Origin of the sequence: uncultured Jatrophihabitans sp. (genome assembly GCF_964244045.1) — a bacterium.
In the GTDB taxonomy this organism is placed as follows: domain Bacteria; phylum Actinomycetota; class Actinomycetes; order Mycobacteriales; family Jatrophihabitantaceae; genus Jatrophihabitans.
Map to the genome: position 1 here is coordinate 55159 of NZ_CAXTHK010000011.1, position 18021 is coordinate 73179.

Here is an 18021-nt window from a genome sequence, read left to right on the forward strand (position 1 = left end):
TTCGGGTGTTAGGGCATCCCCGGCAGCAATTCGACGAACAGGGCCTGCGCCTCGACCAGCAGGTTGCCGTCGGCGTCGGTGAGCCTTCCGGTGGTGAACCGCTTGCGGCCGTCAGTGCGTTCGAGCGTCACGTCCCAGAACAGCTCGACGTCCAGCAGCGTGACGCGGTGGTAGTCGACCTTCAGGGAGGCGGTCCGGGCTACGAACGGCTTGCCCTGGTTCGCCACCCGACCCAGGACGTCGTCGAAGAGCAACGGGTGGACGCCGCCATGCACGGCCGCGCCGCCGCCGAGGTAAAAGCGGCCGAACGTGACCCGCCCGCGCAGGGTGCCCGTCCCGTGCTCGCCGATCGTCTCGCCGTCAATCACGAACGGTGGCAGCAACGGGTGCCCGCGGCCGGGCAGGTCCGGGCGCATCCCGTCGACGCGGTCGTGTTCGCGCGGGGCCTGATGGCTGCGGAGCAGTTCGTTCAGCTCGTCGAGCCGAGCGGCCACGTCCCGTTCGACGTCGGCCGGCATGGCCGCGCCGGCGAGACGGTCGTTGAGCAGCCGGTGTGCCGCGTGCAGCGCGTCGTACTCGGTGCCGCCGCGGCGGGTGTCGGACAGCGGGTCGAACGGCCGTTCGGTCATGAGGCGATTCCATCGTCGAACGCGACGTCATCGAACAGGCTGAAGTCGGCGAAGTCGAAACCGGGGGAGACGACGCACGCCATGAGCGTCGCCTCGTCGCCTGCGGGTCGCGCGGTCTGCCACTCGTCGGGTTCGACGAGGTGCTGGCCGCCGACGTGCAGCTCGTGCGCGACGGCCTTGCCCGGGGCGTTGCCCGTGCCGCCCGTACTGACGATCACCGGTCCGCCGCCCTGCCACAACCACAGCTCGGGCGACCGCACCCGGTGCCAGGCCGACACCTCGCCGGGCTGCAGCAGGAACGACACGCACGTCGCCAGGCGCCTGCGCCCCTGCCCGGTGTCAACGAACTGCTCGTGCCGCCACGTCTCGCGATACCAGCCGCCCTCGGGATGCGGTGCCATGCCGAGCGCGGCCGGATCGAGCGTCACGCCTCGACCCTAACTAGTACTCGGCGCGCGCTTTTGCTCTGCTCAGTATTTCTGAGCGCGCGCTCAGCCACAGTGAGCAGAGCAAAAGGCGGGGATCGGTACCTACCGGCCCAGGCCGCGGACGCGTCAGGACGGGCGGCGCATGGGCACGTGCGGGATGCCGTCCTCGACGAACTCGGCGCCGTCGCGGGCGAAGCCGAAGCCGGCGTACCAGGCCTCGAGGTAGCTCTGCGCGGCGAGCACGATCGGCCGCGCCCCGGCCAGTTCGATCGCGCGCTGCATCAGTGCAGCGGCCAGGCGCTCGCCGCGCGCGGACGCGGCGGTGACAACCCGGCCGATGCGCGCGTCGCCGTTGGGGTCGGTGAGCAGCCGCAGGGTGGCAAGGACCGCGCCCGACGGCGCGGCGATCCAGAGCTGGCGAGCGTCGGGTTCGAGGTCGCGGCCGTCGAGGTCGGCGTAGACGCAGTTCTGCTCGACGACGAAGACATCCGTGCGCAGCTGCAGGATCCGGTACAGGGTCGCCGGATCCAGCTCAACGAGCAACGCGGCACGGACGTCGTGTTGGATAGGGCGCATGGCACTGAGCAAACCAGTCATCGAGTACCCAGGCGGCGAGCCCCCGGCAGATCTCGCGATCGAGGACATCGTCGTGGGTGAGGGCGCCGAGGCGAAGCCGGGTGACACCGTCGAGGTGCACTACGTGGGCGTCGAGTATCACTCGGGCGAGGAGTTCGACGCCTCGTGGAACCGTGGCGAGTCCATCGAGTTCCCGCTGCGCGGGCTCATCCAGGGTTGGCAGGAGGGCATCCCCGGCATGAAGACGGGTGGGCGTCGCCAGCTGACCATCCCCCCGGAGAAGGCCTACGGGCCGGCCGGGTCCGGGCACCGCCTGTCCGGCAAGACGCTCGTCTTCGTCATCGACCTGCTGTCTGTGAGGTAACAGCCAAATAGCCTGCTGGGTCTTATGCCGGGGCCAGGCGGTGTCCGTCCGTCATCGCCCCGGCCTGCTTGACGTGCCGCAGCACAGGCGTCACCTCCATGCTCTGAACTCCGGCGATCGCCCCGACGCGCGCTGTGACGAACGAGTACAGGTGCGCCACGTCCCGGCACACCACCGACGCGGTCAGGTTCTGCGGGCCGGTGATCGCGGCGGCGAACGCAACCTCCGGCGCCGCGGCCAGCGCCTGACCGGCGCGGTCGAGTTCGGCCGGGGTCACCGACAACCACACCGACGCCGCTGACAACAGGCCGAACTGCGCCACCGACAGGTCGACGTCGAAATAGAGCGCTCCGCCCTCGACGAGCGCGCGCACCCGGCGGGTCGCTCGAGCCTCGGTGAGCCCGGTGGCCTCGGCCAGGCGGGCGTACGACGCGCGTCCGTCGGTGGCCAACACGTCGATTAGCGCCTGGTCGGTGGGCACGAGCTCGACGCGCTGTTCCGTTCGGGGCGGGTGGACGTCGACGGTGGCGATCAGCGCTTGCGTCTGCGCCTCATCGAGCAGCCCTTCGAGCCCGGCCCAGTTGTCGACCGAGGCCGCCGATCCGGCGCCCACGAACTGGTGCAGCACCATCGCCGCCGAGATGTCGAGCACCGGCGCGGTACGGGGTAGCCGCTGCATGAGCAGCTCCTCACGGGCTTGCGACGTCCGCGAGCGCAGCACGCAGACGATCTCCGACCCGCCCGAGGCCAAGGTGACCCAGTTGATGTCGTCGCGCTGCGCCAGGGCGTGGGCGAGGGAGTCGGCACCGTTCGGCTTGCAGCGCACCCGCACGATCCAGTTGCTCTGGCCGACCGCGGTCGGCCGCAGCAGGGCGATCACCCGGACGATGCCGGTGCGCTCCAGACGACGGTAGCGCCGGGCCACGGTCTGCTCGGAGATCTGCAGTACCTCGGCCGCCACCCGGAACGGGACCCGGGGCGAGAGCTGTAGGCAGCGGACGATCTTGGCGTCGGTCGGGTCCACGGTGGCAGTTTCCAGCAGCACGAACCCGATTGTGGCGGTAATCGTCGCCCTCTGCTGTCTTGAGCACGTCGATGTCACCCGGCACCGCAATAGTGGCCGCATGGAAACAACCGGGATGAAGAAGTGGCTGCCGCTCGTGACGGTGTGCCTGGGCACCTTCATGCTGCTCGTCGACGTCACGATCGTGAACGTCGCGCTGCCCGACATGGCCGACGACCTCAAGACCTCGTTCTCGTCTCTGCAGTGGGTCATCGACGCGTATGCGCTGGCGCTGGCTGCCCTGGTGCTCGGCACCGGCTCGATCGCCGACCGCGTCGGGCACCGCCGCGCTTACGTCGGTGGCCTCGCGTTGTTCGCCGTCGCGTCGATGGTGTGTGGCGTCTCGCCGAACGCCGGCTCGCTCATCACCGCCCGGGCGGTGCAGGGCATCGGCGCCGCGGCCATGTTCGCCACCACGTTCGCGTTGCTGAATTCCAACTACTCAGGCCGCGACCGGGGCACCGCCTTCGGAATGTGGGGCGCGGTGTCGGGCGCCTCGGCCGCCATCGGGCCGATCCTCGGCGGCCTGCTGACCGAGGGCGCCTCGTGGCGGTGGATCTTCTTCGTCAACCTCCCGGTCAGCGTGCTCGCCATCGCGATGTGCGTCCTGGTGCTGAAGGACGCCAACACCACGACCGCAACGCGCATCGACATCGCGGGTATGGCGCTGTTCACGGCTAGCGCCGGCGCCCTCACCTACGGGCTCATCCGCTCCAACGAGGCGGGATGGGGCGAGGTCGGCAGCTGGGCCTGGTTAACGGCCGCGCCGCTGCTGCTGATCGCCTTCGTGCTCGTCGAGCGCCGGCTCATCGCGCCCATGCTGGACCTCGCCCTGCTGCGCAACCGGTCGTTCGTCGCCGTCCTGCTCGCCGGCATGGTGCTCTCGCTCGCCGCCTTCAGCTCCTTCACCTACGTCTCGATCTGGCTGCAGTCGGTCATCGGGCTGTCGCCGATCGAAGCAGGGTTGACGGGCCTGCCGCTGTCCATCGCGTCGTTCGCGGTGGCCGCCCTGATCGGCCGGTTCGTGCAGGGCGAGCGGAAGGGGTTGATCATCGGCGGCGGGCTGCTGCTCATCGGCCTGGGCGCGCTGGTCGATGGCGTTCTCGTGCACGGCTCGGCCACCTGGCCGGAGCTCGTGCCCGGTTACGTGCTGATCGGGATCGGCGTCGGCATGGCCACCCCGACGTTGAGCTCGGCAGCGATGAGCGCCGTGCCGATCCAGCGCGGCGGCATGGCCGCGGGCGCGGTCAACACCGCCCGGCAGCTGGGGTACGCACTCGGCATTGCCACGCTCGGCTCGGTGTTCGCCGCGCGCGCATCGCAGGTGCTGTCCGACCGGGGCGAGCGGTCGTCCAGCGAGGTCGGCAAGGCGCTCTCGGGCGGGCAGGCGCAGGCCGTGCTGGGCCGCGCGCCGGCCGGTTCGCGCGCCTCGCTGGACTCTGCGCTGCACGCGGCGGCAGTCGGCGGCGTGCAGTTGACGTTCCTGGTCAGCGGGGTCCTCGGGCTGCTCGCCGGCGTCGCGGTACTCGTGTTGCTTCGGCCTGCCCGCGAGCCGGTGGTCGACACCGAGTCCGACGTCTCGTACGCGGTGGCGGGACTTGAGCCCGAAATGCCGCCAGCGCGCTAGGAAGGTGGGCTCGAGAGCCCGAGCGCGGACCACAGGTAGGCGCTCGTCGCTGCCCAGGTCCGCTCGACGTCGGACCAGATGACGCGTTCGATGCGGAACCCGGTCGGCCGCAGCAGCGCTTCCCGCCGCTTCTCGCGCCAGTTCTCGTCGCCGACGTACTTGGTTCGACCGTCCGCCTCGAGGATGAGGCGGTGCCGCGGCCAGCAGAGGTCGACGCGCAATGGATGCCGTCGGCCCGGAACAGCAATCTCGTACTGCAGTTCGGGCGGCGGGAAGCCGCTGTCGTGCAGGGCGAGCCGAACCACGGACTCGAGGGGTGACTCCGCGCGCGCGTCGGCGAAGTGGACGATCTCCCGGGCCTGCCGGACCCCAGGCCAACGTTGCGCCCGGGCGAGCCCCGCCTTGAGCTCGTCTACCGTCACGAGCCGCTGGTGCAGCGCCGAGTCGCACGCCATCACTCCGGCGCGGCGATCGTGCCGTGCCAGGTCGATGCAGGTGCGGGCCGGCGTGGTCACCCTGACGCCGAACCAGAACTCGACGTCTGCCGGCCCGAGCGTTGCGGCCCGCGCGCCGCGCCGCGGGTTAGCCCGGCCGGCCGAGGTGAGCTCGACGCGTTGGGGGACGTGCCTGGTGGGCAGGGCGTGCAGCACCGCGGCGCTGGAGCTGCTGACCCCGTGGCCCGGGTTTGCCAGCGCCCCACTCGACCTTTCTTACGCGGTGGCGAGATTTCGGGCCGGAATCCCGCCACCGCGTCAGAGAGGTGCGATGCGTCGCTCTGCTCCCACGGTCGGCGACGGCAATTCTGGAGGAATACACTCGTCCCGAGCGCTCGTGAACGCGTTCACAAAGTCTCCAGAGCCCAGCCGCAGGAGCGTTGATGTCCGCACCCGCCACCGTGGCCTCGACCGAGGCGCGCCCGGCCACCCACCAAGCCGACGACGTGAACACCGCCGACGTCATCGTGGTCGGCGCAGGCCCGTCGGGCAGCAGCGCGGCCTACTGGCTGGCCACCGCCGGTCTGGACGTCGCGCTGATCGAGAAGACGTCGTTCCCGCGCGAGAAAGTCTGCGGCGACGGGCTTACCCCGCGCGGCACAAAGGCGCTCGTCGACATGGGCATCGACGTCAGCGAGAGCAACGGTTGGTTGCACAACCGTGGCCTGCGGGTCATCGGCGGCGGCCAGCGGCTGCACCTGGACTGGCCGGAGCTCACCAGTTTCCCGCCGTTCGGGCTGGTCCGACCGCGCGCCGACCTCGACGCGATGCTGGCGAACCAGGCCGTGAACGCCGGCGCCCGCCTGCACGACAACACCAGCGTCACCGAGCCCGTGCTGGACAAGGACGGCCGCGTTGTCGGCGTCATCGGCAGGACCAAGGACAAGCGTCCGGTCACCTTCCGCGCGCCGCTGGTGCTCACGTGCGAGGGCGTCAGCGGCAAGCTCGCGCAGCACCTCGACGTCCACCGCAACGACAAGCGGCCGCTCGGCGTCGCGGTGCGCCGGTACTACACGAGCCCCAAGACCAACGACGACTACCTCGAGTCCTGGCTCGAGCTGTGGGACGGCAAGCCCAACGAGTCCGACCTGCTGCCCGGCTACGGCTGGATCTTCGGGATGGGCGACGGGACGGTCAACGCCGGCCTGGGCGTGCTCAACTCCTCCAGCGGCTTCGGCAAGACCGACTACCGCGCGATGCTCACCCGCTGGCTCGACAACACCCCCGAGGAGTGGGGTCTGCGCGAGCAGAACGCCACCTGCCCCATCCGCGGCGCGGCGCTGCCCATGGGCTTCAATCGCACGCCGCACTACCTGCGCGGCATGCTTCTCGTCGGCGATTCCGGCGGCAGCGTCAACCCCTTCAACGGCGAGGGCATCCCGTACGCCATGGAGTCCGGTCGGTTCGCCGCTGAGGCCGCTATCGACGCCCTGAAGTTCACTGGCGAGAGCCGCGAGCGCGCACTGCAGGCCTACCCGAAGCGGATGGCCGACGAGTGGGGCGCCTACTACCGTCTCGGCGGGATCTTCGTGAAGCTGATCGGCAACCCGAAGGTGATGCAGGCGTGCACCCGCCACGGTCTGCCGCACCCCGCGCTGATGCGCTTCGTGCTCAAGCTGCTGGCCAACCTCACCGACCCACGCGACGGGGACGTGTCCGACCGCGTCATCAGCGTGTTGACCAAGCTCACTCCCGCGGTGCGTTAGGCATGCCTTACGCCGGGACGCACGATGTTGCAGGTTTAGCCTATGAAGCGGCGCCGCACACGCTTTCGGCGCCGCAGAGTCGGAAGGGAGAACAGCGCTAAATGCTCGCGCCCTACATGCCGATCGTGCTGCTCTTCACGCTGGCGTTCCTGTTCGCCGGGTTCTCCGTGACGATCGCGCCGTTCACCGGCCCGAAGCGTTATAACAAGGCCAAACTGGACTTCTACGAGTGCGGTATCGAGCCGACTCCCGAGGCCGAGGGACCCAAGCGGTTCCCGATCAAGTACTTCCTGACCGCGATGCTGTTCATCGTCTTCGACATCGAGACGATCTTCCTGTATCCCTACGCCGTCTCGAATCGGGCGCTCGGGCTGTTCGGGCTGGTCGAGATCATCCTGTTCATCGTCACCGTATTCGTCGCCTACGCCTACGTCTGGCGCCGCGGCGGACTGGATTGGGACTAGGGCCATGGGGTTAGAGGAAAAGCTTCCGGACGGCGTCTTGCTGGCCTCCGTCGAGAAGCTGGTGAACTGGACGCGCAAGTCCTCGCTGTGGCCGGTGCAGTTCGGACTGGCCTGCTGCGCCATCGAGATGATGAGCTTCGGTGGCCCGCGCTTCGACTCCGGCCGGTTCGGCATGGAGGTCTTCCGGGCCTCGCCGCGCCAGGCCGACCTGATGATCGTCGCCGGCCGGGTGAGCCAGAAGATGGCGCCGGTGCTGCGCCAGATCTACGACCAGATGCCCGAGCCGAAGTGGGTGCTGGCCATGGGCGTCTGTGCGAGCTCCGGGGGCATGTTCAACAACTACGCGATCGTGCAGGGCGTCGATCACGTCGTACCGGTCGACATGTATCTGCCGGGCTGTCCGCCCCGTCCAGAGATGTTGATCGACGCCATCCTCAAGCTGCACCACAAGATCATGAATGAGCCGCTGGGCCCGAAGCGTGCCGTCAAGCTGGCCGACGCCAAGGTCGAGCTCGTTCCGTCCTCGTACAAGCACGGTCGCTGATGGGCGGTCCAGTCGAGCGCCCGGTCCCGGACAACTCCCGGCCCGAGCAGGACGCGGCCGAGATCCAGCGCGCCGCGCCAACACCCGAGTCGACGATCGATCAGCAGGCGGGCAAGCCGTACGGCACGGAGAAGCACGGCATGTTCGGCGTGGCGGGCAGTGGTGACACCACCGGCTTCGGTGGCCTGGTCCGTGAACCCTGGACGCCGCCGGCCGCCGAGCGGCCGTACGGCGGTTACTTCGACGACCTCGTCGACGCGCTGTTCGAGGCGTACCCGCAGGCGGCCGAGGCGATCGACCGGGTCGTCGTCGACCGCGGCGAGCTGACACTGCACCTCAAGCGCGAGCACCTCGTCGGCGTGGCCCAGGCGCTGCGCGACAACGAGAACCTGCGCTTCGAACTCTGCTCGAGTCTGTCGGGCGTGGACTACCTCGGCGCAACGAACCGCCTGCACTCGGTGGCGCACCTGACCTCGATGACCTACCGCTCCCGGCTGCGCCTCGAGGTGGCGGTCAGCGTCGAGGACCCGCGCGTGCCGTCGCTGACGAGCGTGTACCCGACCGCCGACTGGCAGGAACGCGAGACGTTCGACATGTTCGGCATCGTCTACGACGGCCACCCCGCCCTGACCCGGATCCTGATGCCCGATGACTGGGACGGTCACCCGCAGCGCAAGGACTACCCGCTGGGCGGTATCCCCGTGCAGTACAAGGGCGCCACCATCCCGCCGGCCGACGAGCGGAGGGCCTACAAATGACGAATACGGACAACGAATACGCGCCGTCGCGGCCGACGACCGAGGGCCGCGTCTTCAATCTGACCGGCGGCGACTGGGACTCCCTGTTCGCCAACGCCGACCCGATTCGCGACGAGCGGCTCGTGCTCAACATGGGCCCGCAGCACCCGTCGACGCACGGCGTGCTGCGCCTGGTCGTCGAGCTCGACGGTGAGACGGTCACCGACCTGCGCACGGTGATCGGCTATCTGCACACGGGCATCGAGAAGAACACCGAGTTCCGGACGTGGACGCAGGGCGTCACCTTCCTCACGCGGTGCGACTACCTGTCGCCGATCTTCAACGAGACCGTCTACTGCCTGGGCGTCGAGAAGCTGCTCGGCGTCGAGGTGCCCGAGCGTGCGCAGCTCATCCGGCTGATGATGATGGAGCTCAACCGCGTCTCGTCGCACTGGGTGGCGCTGGCCACCGGCGGCATGGAGATGGGCGCGCTGACGGCCATGACGAACGGCCTGCGCGCCCGAGAGCGCTGCCTGGACGTCCTCGAGCTGATCACCGGCCTGCGGATGAACCACGCGTACATCCGGCCGGGCGGCATCGCGCAGGACCTTCCCGACGACGCGATCCCAGCGATCCGCAAGTGGATCGTCGACATCCGCGAGGAGATCAGCGGTCTGCGGCGGTTGCTGTCCGACCAGCCCATCTGGGTCAACCGGCTCAAGGGCGTCGGCTGGCTCGGCGTCGAGGGCTGCATGTCGCTCGGCATCACCGGCCCGATGCTGCGGGCCGCCGGCCTGCCGTGGGACCTGCGCAAGACCGAGCCGTACCTCGGTTACGAGAACTTCGACTTCGACGTCCCGACGCAGGACGGTGGCGACTGCTTCTCACGTTTCCTGGTTCGCGTCGACGAGATGGCCGAGTCGGTGAAGATCGTCGAGCAGGTGATCGACCGTCTCCAGCCGGGCCCCGTATGGGTCGACGACCCGAAGATCGCCTGGCCGGCCAGACTGTCCATCGGCCCCGACGGCATGGGCAACTCGCTCGAGCACGTGCAGCGGATCATGACGACGTCCATGGAGTCCCTGATCCACCACTTCAAGTTGGTGACCGAGGGCTTTCGGGTGCCGCCCGGGCAGGTGTACTCCGCGGTCGAGTCGCCGCGGGGCGAGCTCGGCGCGCACGTCGTCAGCGACGGCGGCACCCGGCCGTACCGCGTGCACCTGCGCGACCCCTCCTTCGTCAACCTGCAGGCCACCGCAGCGCTGTCCGTCGGTGGCATGGTCTCCGACGTGATTGCCGCAGTGGGCTCGATCGACCCCGTGATGGGCGGTGTCGACCGATGAGCGACGTCTTGCGGAGCGAGCAGAGCGCGCAGAGTATCCCCACGAACGCCGACGCCGGGCGGACGAACTTCCGTACGAGCGTGATCAACCTCGAGCGACCGGGAAACCCCGACGTCTTCGGCGAGCAGATCCGGCGTGACGCCGCCAACCTCATCGGCCGTTACCCCGAGGGCCAGGCGCGTTCGGCGCTGCTGCCGCTGCTGCACCTGGTGCAGTCCGAGCAGGGCTGCATCACGCCCGACGGCATCGCCTTCTGCTCCGACGTCCTCGGCATCACCAAGGCCCAGGTGTCGGCGGTCGCGACGTTCTACACGATGTACAAGCGCACACCCACCGGCGAATACCTGGTCAGCGTCTGCACGAACACGCTGTGCGGCCTGCTCGGCGGCGACGAGATCTACGCCGCGGTCAGCGAGCAGCTCGGCGTGGGCAACAACGAGTCGACGCCCGACGGCCTGTTCACGATCGAGCGCGCCGAATGCCTGGCCGCGTGCGACTACGCGCCGGTCGTCACCGTCAACTACGAGTTCTACGACAATCAGACGGTCGAATCGACGTCCGAGCTGCTCGGCAAGCTGGCTGCCGGCGACCGGCCGCTGCCGACGCGCGGCGCGCCGCTGTGTTCCTTCAAGCAGGCCGAGCGACAGATCGCCGGGTTCTTCACCGTCGAGGACTACGCCCTCGAGGCCACCGCCAGCGGCGCGCCCACCGAGGCCGGCGTGCGGCTGGCGCTCCAGCGCGGCGACTCGGCACCGTCCTACGCTGTGGACGACAGCAGCTCGCGCACCGGCGCCGACGCCGAGGCCTCGGCCCAGGGCGGCCAGCAGGGCCCGAGCCAGGACGACGCCCCGCTCTCGACTGCCGAGTCCGACTCCAGTAACAGCACTGGCTCCGGCGCATCTAGGGATAGCTGATGACCACTCTGACACCCGTGCTGACCAAGCGCTTCACGACCGACCAGCCGTGGAAGATCGCCAACTACGAGCGTCTCGACGGTTACGCAGGCCTGCGCAAAGCGCTGACCATCGCACCTGACGACCTGATCGCGATGGTGAAGGATTCCAACCTGCGTGGCCGCGGCGGCGCCGGATTCCCCACCGGCATGAAGTGGCAGTTCATCCCGCAGGCCAAGCCCGGTGAGAAGCCGCAGAAACCACAGCCGCATTACGTCGTCGTCAACGCCGACGAGAGCGAGCCGGGCACCTGCCGCGACCTGCCGACGATGATGAACGACCCGCACTCGATCGTCGAGGGCACGATCATCGCCTGTTACGCCGTCCGCGCGGAGCGGGCGTTCATCTACATCCGTGGCGAGGCTATCCACGCCATCCGTCGGATCACCGCAGCGGTGGCCGAGGCCGAGGCCGCCGGTTACCTCGGCGCGGACATCCTGGGCTCGGGTTTCGGCTGCACCATCACCGTGCACAGTGGCGCAGGCGCGTACATCTGCGGCGAGGAGACTGCGCTGCTCGACTCGCTCGAGGGTCGGCGCGGACAGCCCCGGCTCAAGCCGCCGTTCCCTGCGACCAACGGCCTGTACGACGCGCCGACGGTCGTGAACAACGCCGGCAGCCTGGCCTCCGTGCCCTACATCGTGCTCGGCGGGGCGGACTGGTTCAAGAAGATGGGCCCCGACGGCTCGCCCGGCCCGTGCATCTACTCGCTGTCCGGCCGGATCAAGAACCCGGGCCAGTACGAGGCGCCGATGGGCACCACGCTGCGCGAGCTGATCGAGCTCGCCGGCGGCATGTCACGGGGCAAGAACGTCAAGTTCTGGACGCCCGGTGGCTCGTCGACCCCGATGCTGACCGCCGAGCACCTCGACGTCCCGCTGGACTTCGACGCGGCGGTGAAGGCCGGCTCGATGAACGGCACGTCAGCGCTGATGATCTTCGACGAGGACGACTGCGTCGTGCGGGCCACGCTCAAGTGGAGCGAGTTCTACGAGCACGAGTCCTGCGGCAAGTGCACGCCGTGCCGCGAAGGTACCTACTGGTATGTCGGCATCTACGAGCGTCTCGAGCACGGCCACGGCACCGAGGAGGACCTGCAGACGCTGCTCGACCTCTCCGACAACATCCTGGGCCGCTCGTTCTGCGCGCTCGGTGACGGCGCCACCAGCCCGGTGTCAAGTTCGATCAAGTTCTTCCGCGACGAGTACCTCGCGCACGTCGAAGGCCGCGGGTGCCCGTTCAACGCCCAGCGCGAGCTTGCCGGGGCGCAAGCATGACCGAGGCACCTCCAAAGGAGGATCTCGTCACCGTCACGATCGACGGCATCGAGGCCTCCGTACCCAAGGGTACGTTGCTGATCCGAGTGGCCGAGCAGCTCGGGATCTCGATCCCACGGTTCTGCGACCACCCGCTGCTCGACCCGGCCGGCGCGTGTCGCCAGTGCCTGGTCGAGGTCACCGATATGGGCAACGGCCGCGGCATGCCCAAGCCGGCGGCATCGTGCACCACCACCGTTATGCCCGGCATGGTGATCAAGACCCAGCTCACGTCGCCGGTCGCCGACAAGGCGCAGCAGGGCGTTATGGAACTGCTGCTGATCAACCACCCGCTCGATTGCCCGATCTGCGACAAGGGCGGCGAGTGCCCGCTGCAGAACCAGGCCATGAGCAATGGACGCGCCGAGTCGCGGTTCATCGAGACGAAGCGGACGTTCCCGAAGCCGATCGCGATCTCGAGCAACGTGCTGCTCGACCGCGAGCGCTGCGTGCTCTGCCAGCGCTGCACCCGCTTCTCGCTGCAGATCGCCGGTGACCCGTTCATCGACCTGCTCGAGCGCGGTGCGCAGCAGCAGATCGGCACCAGCACCGAGCAGCCATTCCAGTCCTACTTCTCCGGCAACACCGTGCAGATCTGCCCGGTGGGCGCGCTCACCGGCGCGTCGTACCGCTTCCGCGCGCGGCCGTTCGATCTGCTGTCCACCGATTCGGTGTGTGAGCACTGCTCGTCGGGCTGCGCCCAGCGCACCGACTGGCGCCGCTCGAAGGTCACCCGGCGCCTGGCTGCGAACGACCCGCAGGTCAACGAGGAGTGGAACTGCGACAAGGGCCGGTGGGCGTTCCAGTACGCCGTCCAGCCCGACCGGATCCTCACCCCGCTCGTGCGCGACGCGAACGGCGCGCTCGTCGAGGCCAGCTGGCCCGAGGCGCTCGAGCGAGCGGCGCAGGGCCTGGCCGAGGCCGTCGACCGCGGCGGCGTTGGCGTGCTGCCCGGCGGGCGGCTCACCGAAGAGGACGCCTACACCTACGCCAAGTTCGCCCGCGTGGCGCTCGGCACCAACGACATCGACGCCCGCACCCGTCCGGTGTCCGACGAGGAGCTGGCACTACTGGCCTCGTCGGTGGCCGGCGTCGGGCCGGAGCACGTCTCCTACGCCGACCTCGAGAAGGCGCCGGCTGTGCTGCTCGCGGGCTTCGAGCCCGAGGAGGAGTCGCCGATCGTCTTCCTGCGGCTGCGCAAGTCCACCCGCAACGGAGCGACGCAGGTCTTCTCGGTTGCTGCTGTGTCGTCAGCAGGCCTGGCCAAGCTCGACGGACGGCTCGTCCCGACCGTCCCCGGCGCCGAGGCCGCGGCGCTCGACGCCCTGCCCGGCCCGGTCGTCGGCGCCCTGGGCGGCGAGGGCTCGCTGATCCTGGTCGGCGAGCGGCTGGCCACCTCACCCGGTGCGCTCAGCGCCGCCGCGGCGCTGGCCGCCGAGACCGGCGCCAAGCTGGTCTGGATCCCGCGCCGCGCAGGCGAGCGCGGTGCCATCGACGCCGGCGCCCTGCCCACGTTGCTGCCCGGCGGCCGCCCGCTCACCGAGCCCGCCGCCCGTGCCGCGGTCGAAGCCGTCTGGGGCACGCTCCCGACGCAACCCGGCCGCGACATCGACGGCATCCTGGCCGCGGCTGCCGACGGCTCGATCACCGCGCTGGTCGTGGGTGGCGTCGACCCCGACGACACCGCGAACCCCGCACTCGCCCAGCAGGCCCTGGAGCGCGCCGGTTTCATCGTCAGCCTCGAGATCCGGCACAGCGCGGTCACCGCGCACGCCGACGTCGTGCTGCCGGTGGCACCACAGGCCGAGAAGGCCGGGCGCTACGTCACCTGGGAGGGCCGTCGCCGGCCCTTCGAGCTGACGATCGCGGGCACCGGGGCGCTGTCCGACGGCCGGGTGCTCAACGCCCTGGCCGACGAGCTGGACGTCGACCTGGGGTTGCCGAGCATCGAGGCGGTGCGCGGCGAGCTGCTGCACCTCGGCGTCATCGACATCCGGGCGGCCGCCCCGTCGGTGTCCTCCGAAGCGGCGGCACCGGGTGAGTACCGGCTCTCCACCTGGGCCGAGCTCATCGACGCCGGCCGCATGCAGGACGGCGACGAGCACCTGGCCGGCACGGCCAAGCCGGCGGTCGCCAGGATCAGCCCGAACACCGCAATCGAGCTCGGCATCGCCGCGGGCGGCGTCGTCTCGGTATCGACTGACGCCGGCGCGATGAGCTGGCCTGTCGAGATCGTGCCGATGGCCGACGGCACGGTGTGGCTGCCCACCAACGCGCGCGGCCACGCCGTGCGCGCGGCGCTGTCAGCCCGGTTCGGATCACCCGTCACACTGGCCGCGGCGTCGACGGGCGCCGATGCGTCGTCGGCGACCGGCGGCGCGACTCGGCTGGAGGAGCAGGCGTGAGCACCGCGACGTCACCCCGCACGTCGCCCCGCCCGTCGAGTGGTGACTTAGCCGTCGAGTGGTGCGTTATAACGCACCACTCGAGCAGTAAGGCACCACTCGCCGTGCGAGCGCTGGACGGAGGATCAGCATGAGCGCGATTCTGGCTACGTCGACCCTGGCGGAGACGACGCAGAACCTGCCCGGGTTCGGCAACAACCCGTTCTGGATCGACCTCATCAAGATGCTTGGCGTCTTCGTCTTCCTCGTCCTCATGACGCTGTTCTCGATCGTCTTCGAGCGCAAGGTCGTGGGTCGGATGCAGAATCGCATCGGCCCGAACCGCACGGGGCCGTGGGGCGTGCTGCAGTCGCTGGCCGACGGCGTGAAGCTGGCCTTCAAGGAAGAGATCATCCCCGTCCTGGCCGACAAGCCGGTGTACTTCCTGGCCCCGATCATCTCGGCCACGCCCGCGTTCCTTGCCTTCTCGGTCATCCCGTTCGGGCCCGAGGTGAGCATGTTCGGTCACCGCACCCCGCTGCAGCTGACCGACCTGCCCGTCGGCGTGCTCGTGGTCTTCGCCTGTTCCTCGCTCGGCGTGTACGGCGTGGTGTTGTCGGGGTGGGCCTCGGGCTCGACGTACCCGCTGCTCGGCAGCCTGCGCTCGGCTGCGCAGATGGTGTCCTACGAGGTCGCCATGGGCCTGTCGATGGTCGCCGTGTTCCTGTTCTCGGGAACCATGTCGACCTCAGGCATCGTGGCCAAGCAGAACCATCTGTGGAACGTCATCCCGCTCGTGGTGTCGTTCATCATCTACTTCATCTCGGTCGTGGGCGAAACCAACCGCGCGCCGTTCGACCTCGCCGAGGCGGAGTCCGAGCTGGTGGGCGGCTTCCATACCGAGTACTCGTCGTTCAAGTTCGCGATGTTCTTCCTGGCCGAGTACATCAACATGGTGACGGTGTCGGCGCTGGCCACGACGCTGTTCCTCGGTGGATGGCGCGCGCCGTTCCCGCTCTCGCTGTGGCACGGGGCGAACTCGGGCTGGTACCCGATGATCTGGTTCACCGCCAAGGTCATCGCCGGCATCTTCGTCTTCGTCTGGCTGCGCGGCACTCTGCCCCGCCTGCGCTACGACCAGTTCATGGCCTTCGGCTGGAAGGTCCTCATCCCGATCAACCTGGTCTGGATCCTGGCCGTCACCGCCATCCGGGTGCTGCGCGACCGCGGCGAGAACGCGTTCGTGGCCACCGGCATCCCGCTGGCCGTCGTCATCCTCCTGGTGGTCGTGCCCGGGTTGGTCGTGTGGGAGGGTGCTCGAGCCCGCCGGATCGCCGACGAGGCAGACGACGACGAGGACGACGCGCAGCTGCCGCGCACCTACCCGGTGCCGCCGCTCGACCTGCACGTGCCTACGCCGCCGCGACAGCTCGCCACCGCGGGCGTGCGGCGTGCGCCCGAGCAATTGGAATCGGGGGAGCTCACGGAGCGCCCGCGGTCCGGTGCGACTGAATTTAGGGAAATGTCAGATGACTGAGCTTGCGAAGGCATCAAATGTGGCCAGCACGCGTCATCGCCCGACGGAGGAGGGCGAATGACTGATCTTCCGGATCGCCCCGCGGCGCAACCGACGAGCGCGGAACTGGCCGGCTCGCAACCGCCGGCGGTCCGACACACGGGTCTCGAGGACCAGCCGCAGGGCACCGCGGTCGGCTTCGCGAAGGGCTTCGGGCTGACGTTCGGCGCGATGTTCAAGAAGGTCTACACGCAGCAGTACCCGTTCGACTTTTACCCGCCGCATGTGCGCTACCACGGTCGGCACGTGCTGAACCGGCACCCCGACGGGCTCGAGAAGTGCGTCGGCTGCGAGCTGTGCGCGTGGGCCTGCCCCGCCGACGCGATCTACGTCGAGGGCGGCGACAACACCGAGGACGAGCGCTACTCGCCGGGCGAGCGCTACGGCGCGGTGTACCAGATCAACTACCTGCGCTGCATCTTCTGCGGGTTGTGCATCGAGGCCTGCCCGACGCGGTCGCTCACGATGAGCAATGAGTACGAGCTCGCTCTGGACAACCGCCAGGACCTGATCTACACGAAGGAGCAGCTGATGGCTCCGTTGCTCCCGGGCATGGAGGCGCCTCCGCACGCCATGCGCCTCGGTGCGGACCAGGACTACTACACGGTGTCGACGCAGGCGCCGCTGCAGCAGGGTGAGCCGCAAAGCACCGCCAACGTGGCCGGCAAGCCGATCACCGGCCGCGCCATCGAGGTGGGCCGGCTTCATGGCTAGTGTCGACATCCTCGCGAGCGGCGCGCTGATGCAGGGCAACGTGCCGCTGGGCGAGGCGATCGCCTTCTGGATCCTCGGCCCGATCTCACTGGCCGGCGCGATCGGCATGGTGCTGCTGCGCAATGCGGTGCACTCGGCGCTGTCACTGGTGGCCACGATGATGTGCCTCGGCGCGTTCTACCTGATCGAGCAGGGGCCGTTCCTCGGCCTGGTGCAGATCATCGTCTACACCGGCGCGATTATGATCCTGTTCCTGTTCGTGCTGATGCTCGTCGGCCGCGATGCATCGGACTCGTTGATCGAGACGCTGCGCGGGCAACGTTGGGCGGCCGCGCTGTTCGGGCTCGGGTTCGCTGCGCTCGTCGCGATCGTCATCGGCCGTTCGCTGCACGGCTCCAAGCCGGTGAACCTCGACGGGCCGAACGGCAACGGCGCGAACGTCAACTCGATCGCCGAGCTGCTGTTCACCAAGTACCTGTTCGCCTTCGAGCTGACGTCGGCGCTGCTGATCGTCGCCGCGGTGGGCGCCATGGTGCTGGCCCACATCGAGCGGGAAGGCCGCAAGCCGTCGCAGAAGAACCTGGCCCGCGACCGGATCCGCTCCGGTCGCCCGCAGAACCTGCCCGGCCCCGGTGTGTTGTCCACCGGCAACTCGGTGGGCACGCCCGCGCTGCTGCCCGACGGCTCCGTCGCGCACGAGTCGCTGATCATCGGCACCGAGAAGTTCCCGACGTACCCAGGTCACCGTGGCGCGCTCCCGACCGGCGACTACCAGGACAGCGAGGTGAGGAGCTGATGGACCCGTCCTACTACCTGGTGCTGTCCGCGCTGCTGTTCACCATCGGCGCGGTGGGCGTGCTCGTACGCCGCAATGCGATCGTCGTGTTCATGTGCGTCGAGCTGATGCTCAACGCCGTCAACCTCACGCTGGTGACCTTCTCGCGCATCAACGGCGACCTGCAGGGCCAGATCATGGCGTTCTTCGTCATGGTCGTCGCCGCGGCCGAGGTCGTCGTCGGGCTCGCGATCATCATGGCCATCTTCCGAACCCGGCGGTCCGCGTCCATCGACGACGCGAACCTCCTCAAGTACTGAGAGATACA

Annotated in this window: 19 protein-coding genes; 14 read left to right on the forward strand and 5 right to left on the reverse strand. The window is 69.1% G+C overall.

The genetic code is table 11. The features are described 5' to 3' along the window. Positions 1–8: 8 nt before the first annotated feature. The 3 genes from ACFFC4_RS10535 to ACFFC4_RS10545 all read right to left on the reverse strand — a co-directional run bounded on the left by ACFFC4_RS10535 (position 9) and on the right by ACFFC4_RS10545 (position 1633). On the reverse strand, positions 9–629 hold the full coding sequence (locus ACFFC4_RS10535) for a PaaI family thioesterase (protein WP_375500534.1): 621 nt from the start codon (positions 627–629) through the stop codon (positions 9–11). Then, a complete protein-coding gene (locus tag ACFFC4_RS10540; RefSeq protein WP_375500642.1) occupies positions 626–1030 on the reverse strand; it encodes a cupin domain-containing protein in 405 nt (134 codons plus the stop codon). Before ACFFC4_RS10540 ends, ACFFC4_RS10535 begins: the two co-directional genes overlap by 4 nt. A gap of 153 nt (positions 1031–1183) precedes the next feature. Continuing rightward, positions 1184–1633 carry a GNAT family N-acetyltransferase gene (locus ACFFC4_RS10545; RefSeq protein ID WP_375500536.1) on the reverse strand — a complete coding sequence of 150 codons (450 nt, stop codon included), beginning with the start codon at positions 1631–1633 and terminating at the stop codon, positions 1184–1186. A 4-nt stretch (positions 1634–1637) separates the two neighbouring features. Here ACFFC4_RS10545 and ACFFC4_RS10550 point away from each other — a divergent pair, with 4 nt between their 5' ends. After that, positions 1638–1997, forward strand: a complete 360-nt coding sequence (locus tag ACFFC4_RS10550; protein WP_375500644.1) for an FKBP-type peptidyl-prolyl cis-trans isomerase — start codon at positions 1638–1640, stop codon at positions 1995–1997. A 22-nt stretch (positions 1998–2019) separates the two neighbouring features. On the opposite strand, the gene ACFFC4_RS10555 is transcribed toward ACFFC4_RS10550, so the two are convergent. Then, positions 2020–3042 (reverse strand): Lrp/AsnC family transcriptional regulator, encoded by a 1023-nt coding sequence (locus ACFFC4_RS10555; protein ID WP_375500538.1) that lies wholly within the window; start codon positions 3040–3042, stop codon positions 2020–2022. A gap of 79 nt (positions 3043–3121) precedes the next feature. On the opposite strand from ACFFC4_RS10555, the gene ACFFC4_RS10560 reads away from it, so the two are divergent. Then, positions 3122–4687: an MFS transporter gene (locus ACFFC4_RS10560; RefSeq protein WP_375500540.1), complete on the forward strand. Its 1566-nt coding sequence runs from the start codon at positions 3122–3124 to the stop codon at positions 4685–4687. Here the strand turns inward: ACFFC4_RS10560 and ACFFC4_RS10565 are convergent. Continuing rightward, complete coding sequence (locus tag ACFFC4_RS10565; RefSeq protein ID WP_375500542.1) at positions 4684–5337, reverse strand: hypothetical protein; 654 nt, start codon at positions 5335–5337, stop codon at positions 4684–4686. The two genes, ACFFC4_RS10560 and ACFFC4_RS10565, sit on opposite strands and share 4 nt — an antisense overlap. A 227-nt stretch (positions 5338–5564) precedes the next feature. Here ACFFC4_RS10565 and ACFFC4_RS10570 point away from each other — a divergent pair, with 227 nt between their 5' ends. The 12 genes from ACFFC4_RS10570 (at position 5565) to nuoK (ending at position 18013) form a co-directional block, all read left to right on the forward strand. Then, positions 5565–6887: a geranylgeranyl reductase family protein gene (locus ACFFC4_RS10570; RefSeq protein ID WP_375500544.1), complete on the forward strand. Its 1323-nt coding sequence runs from the start codon at positions 5565–5567 to the stop codon at positions 6885–6887. A gap of 101 nt (positions 6888–6988) precedes the next feature. Then, the gene (locus ACFFC4_RS10575) at positions 6989–7351 is read left to right on the forward strand and encodes an NADH-quinone oxidoreductase subunit A (RefSeq protein WP_375500546.1); all 363 of its coding nucleotides are present in this window, start codon (positions 6989–6991) and stop codon (positions 7349–7351) included. A 4-nt stretch (positions 7352–7355) separates the two neighbouring features. Beyond that, a complete protein-coding gene (locus ACFFC4_RS10580) occupies positions 7356–7895 on the forward strand; it encodes a NuoB/complex I 20 kDa subunit family protein (protein ID WP_375500548.1) in 540 nt (179 codons plus the stop codon). Beyond that, complete coding sequence (locus tag ACFFC4_RS10585; protein ID WP_375500550.1) at positions 7895–8653, forward strand: NADH-quinone oxidoreductase subunit C; 759 nt, start codon at positions 7895–7897, stop codon at positions 8651–8653. Before ACFFC4_RS10580 ends, ACFFC4_RS10585 begins: the two co-directional genes overlap by 1 nt. After that, on the forward strand, positions 8650–9975 hold the full coding sequence (locus ACFFC4_RS10590) for an NADH-quinone oxidoreductase subunit D (RefSeq protein ID WP_375500552.1): 1326 nt from the start codon (positions 8650–8652) through the stop codon (positions 9973–9975). Before ACFFC4_RS10585 ends, ACFFC4_RS10590 begins: the two co-directional genes overlap by 4 nt. Beyond that, positions 9972–10889 carry an NADH-quinone oxidoreductase subunit NuoE gene (gene nuoE / locus ACFFC4_RS10595; RefSeq protein ID WP_375500554.1) on the forward strand — a complete coding sequence of 306 codons (918 nt, stop codon included), beginning with the start codon at positions 9972–9974 and terminating at the stop codon, positions 10887–10889. Before ACFFC4_RS10590 ends, nuoE begins: the two co-directional genes overlap by 4 nt. Continuing rightward, on the forward strand, positions 10889–12205 hold the full coding sequence (nuoF, locus tag ACFFC4_RS10600; protein WP_375500556.1) for an NADH-quinone oxidoreductase subunit NuoF: 1317 nt from the start codon (positions 10889–10891) through the stop codon (positions 12203–12205). Before nuoE ends, nuoF begins: the two co-directional genes overlap by 1 nt. Beyond that, positions 12202–14649: an NADH-quinone oxidoreductase subunit G gene (locus ACFFC4_RS10605; RefSeq protein WP_375500558.1), complete on the forward strand. Its 2448-nt coding sequence runs from the start codon at positions 12202–12204 to the stop codon at positions 14647–14649. The genes nuoF and ACFFC4_RS10605 overlap by 4 nt, the downstream gene beginning before the upstream one ends. 223 nt (positions 14650–14872) lie before the next feature. After that, complete coding sequence (gene nuoH, locus ACFFC4_RS10610; protein ID WP_375500646.1) at positions 14873–16165, forward strand: NADH-quinone oxidoreductase subunit NuoH; 1293 nt, start codon at positions 14873–14875, stop codon at positions 16163–16165. A 210-nt stretch (positions 16166–16375) separates the two neighbouring features. Continuing rightward, positions 16376–16918, forward strand: a complete 543-nt coding sequence (gene nuoI / locus ACFFC4_RS10615) for an NADH-quinone oxidoreductase subunit NuoI (protein WP_375500648.1) — start codon at positions 16376–16378, stop codon at positions 16916–16918. Continuing rightward, complete coding sequence (locus tag ACFFC4_RS10620; protein ID WP_375500560.1) at positions 16911–17714, forward strand: NADH-quinone oxidoreductase subunit J; 804 nt, start codon at positions 16911–16913, stop codon at positions 17712–17714. Before nuoI ends, ACFFC4_RS10620 begins: the two co-directional genes overlap by 8 nt. After that, the gene (gene nuoK / locus ACFFC4_RS10625; RefSeq protein ID WP_375500562.1) at positions 17714–18013 is read left to right on the forward strand and encodes an NADH-quinone oxidoreductase subunit NuoK; all 300 of its coding nucleotides are present in this window, start codon (positions 17714–17716) and stop codon (positions 18011–18013) included. Before ACFFC4_RS10620 ends, nuoK begins: the two co-directional genes overlap by 1 nt. Positions 18014–18021 lie beyond the last annotated feature (8 nt).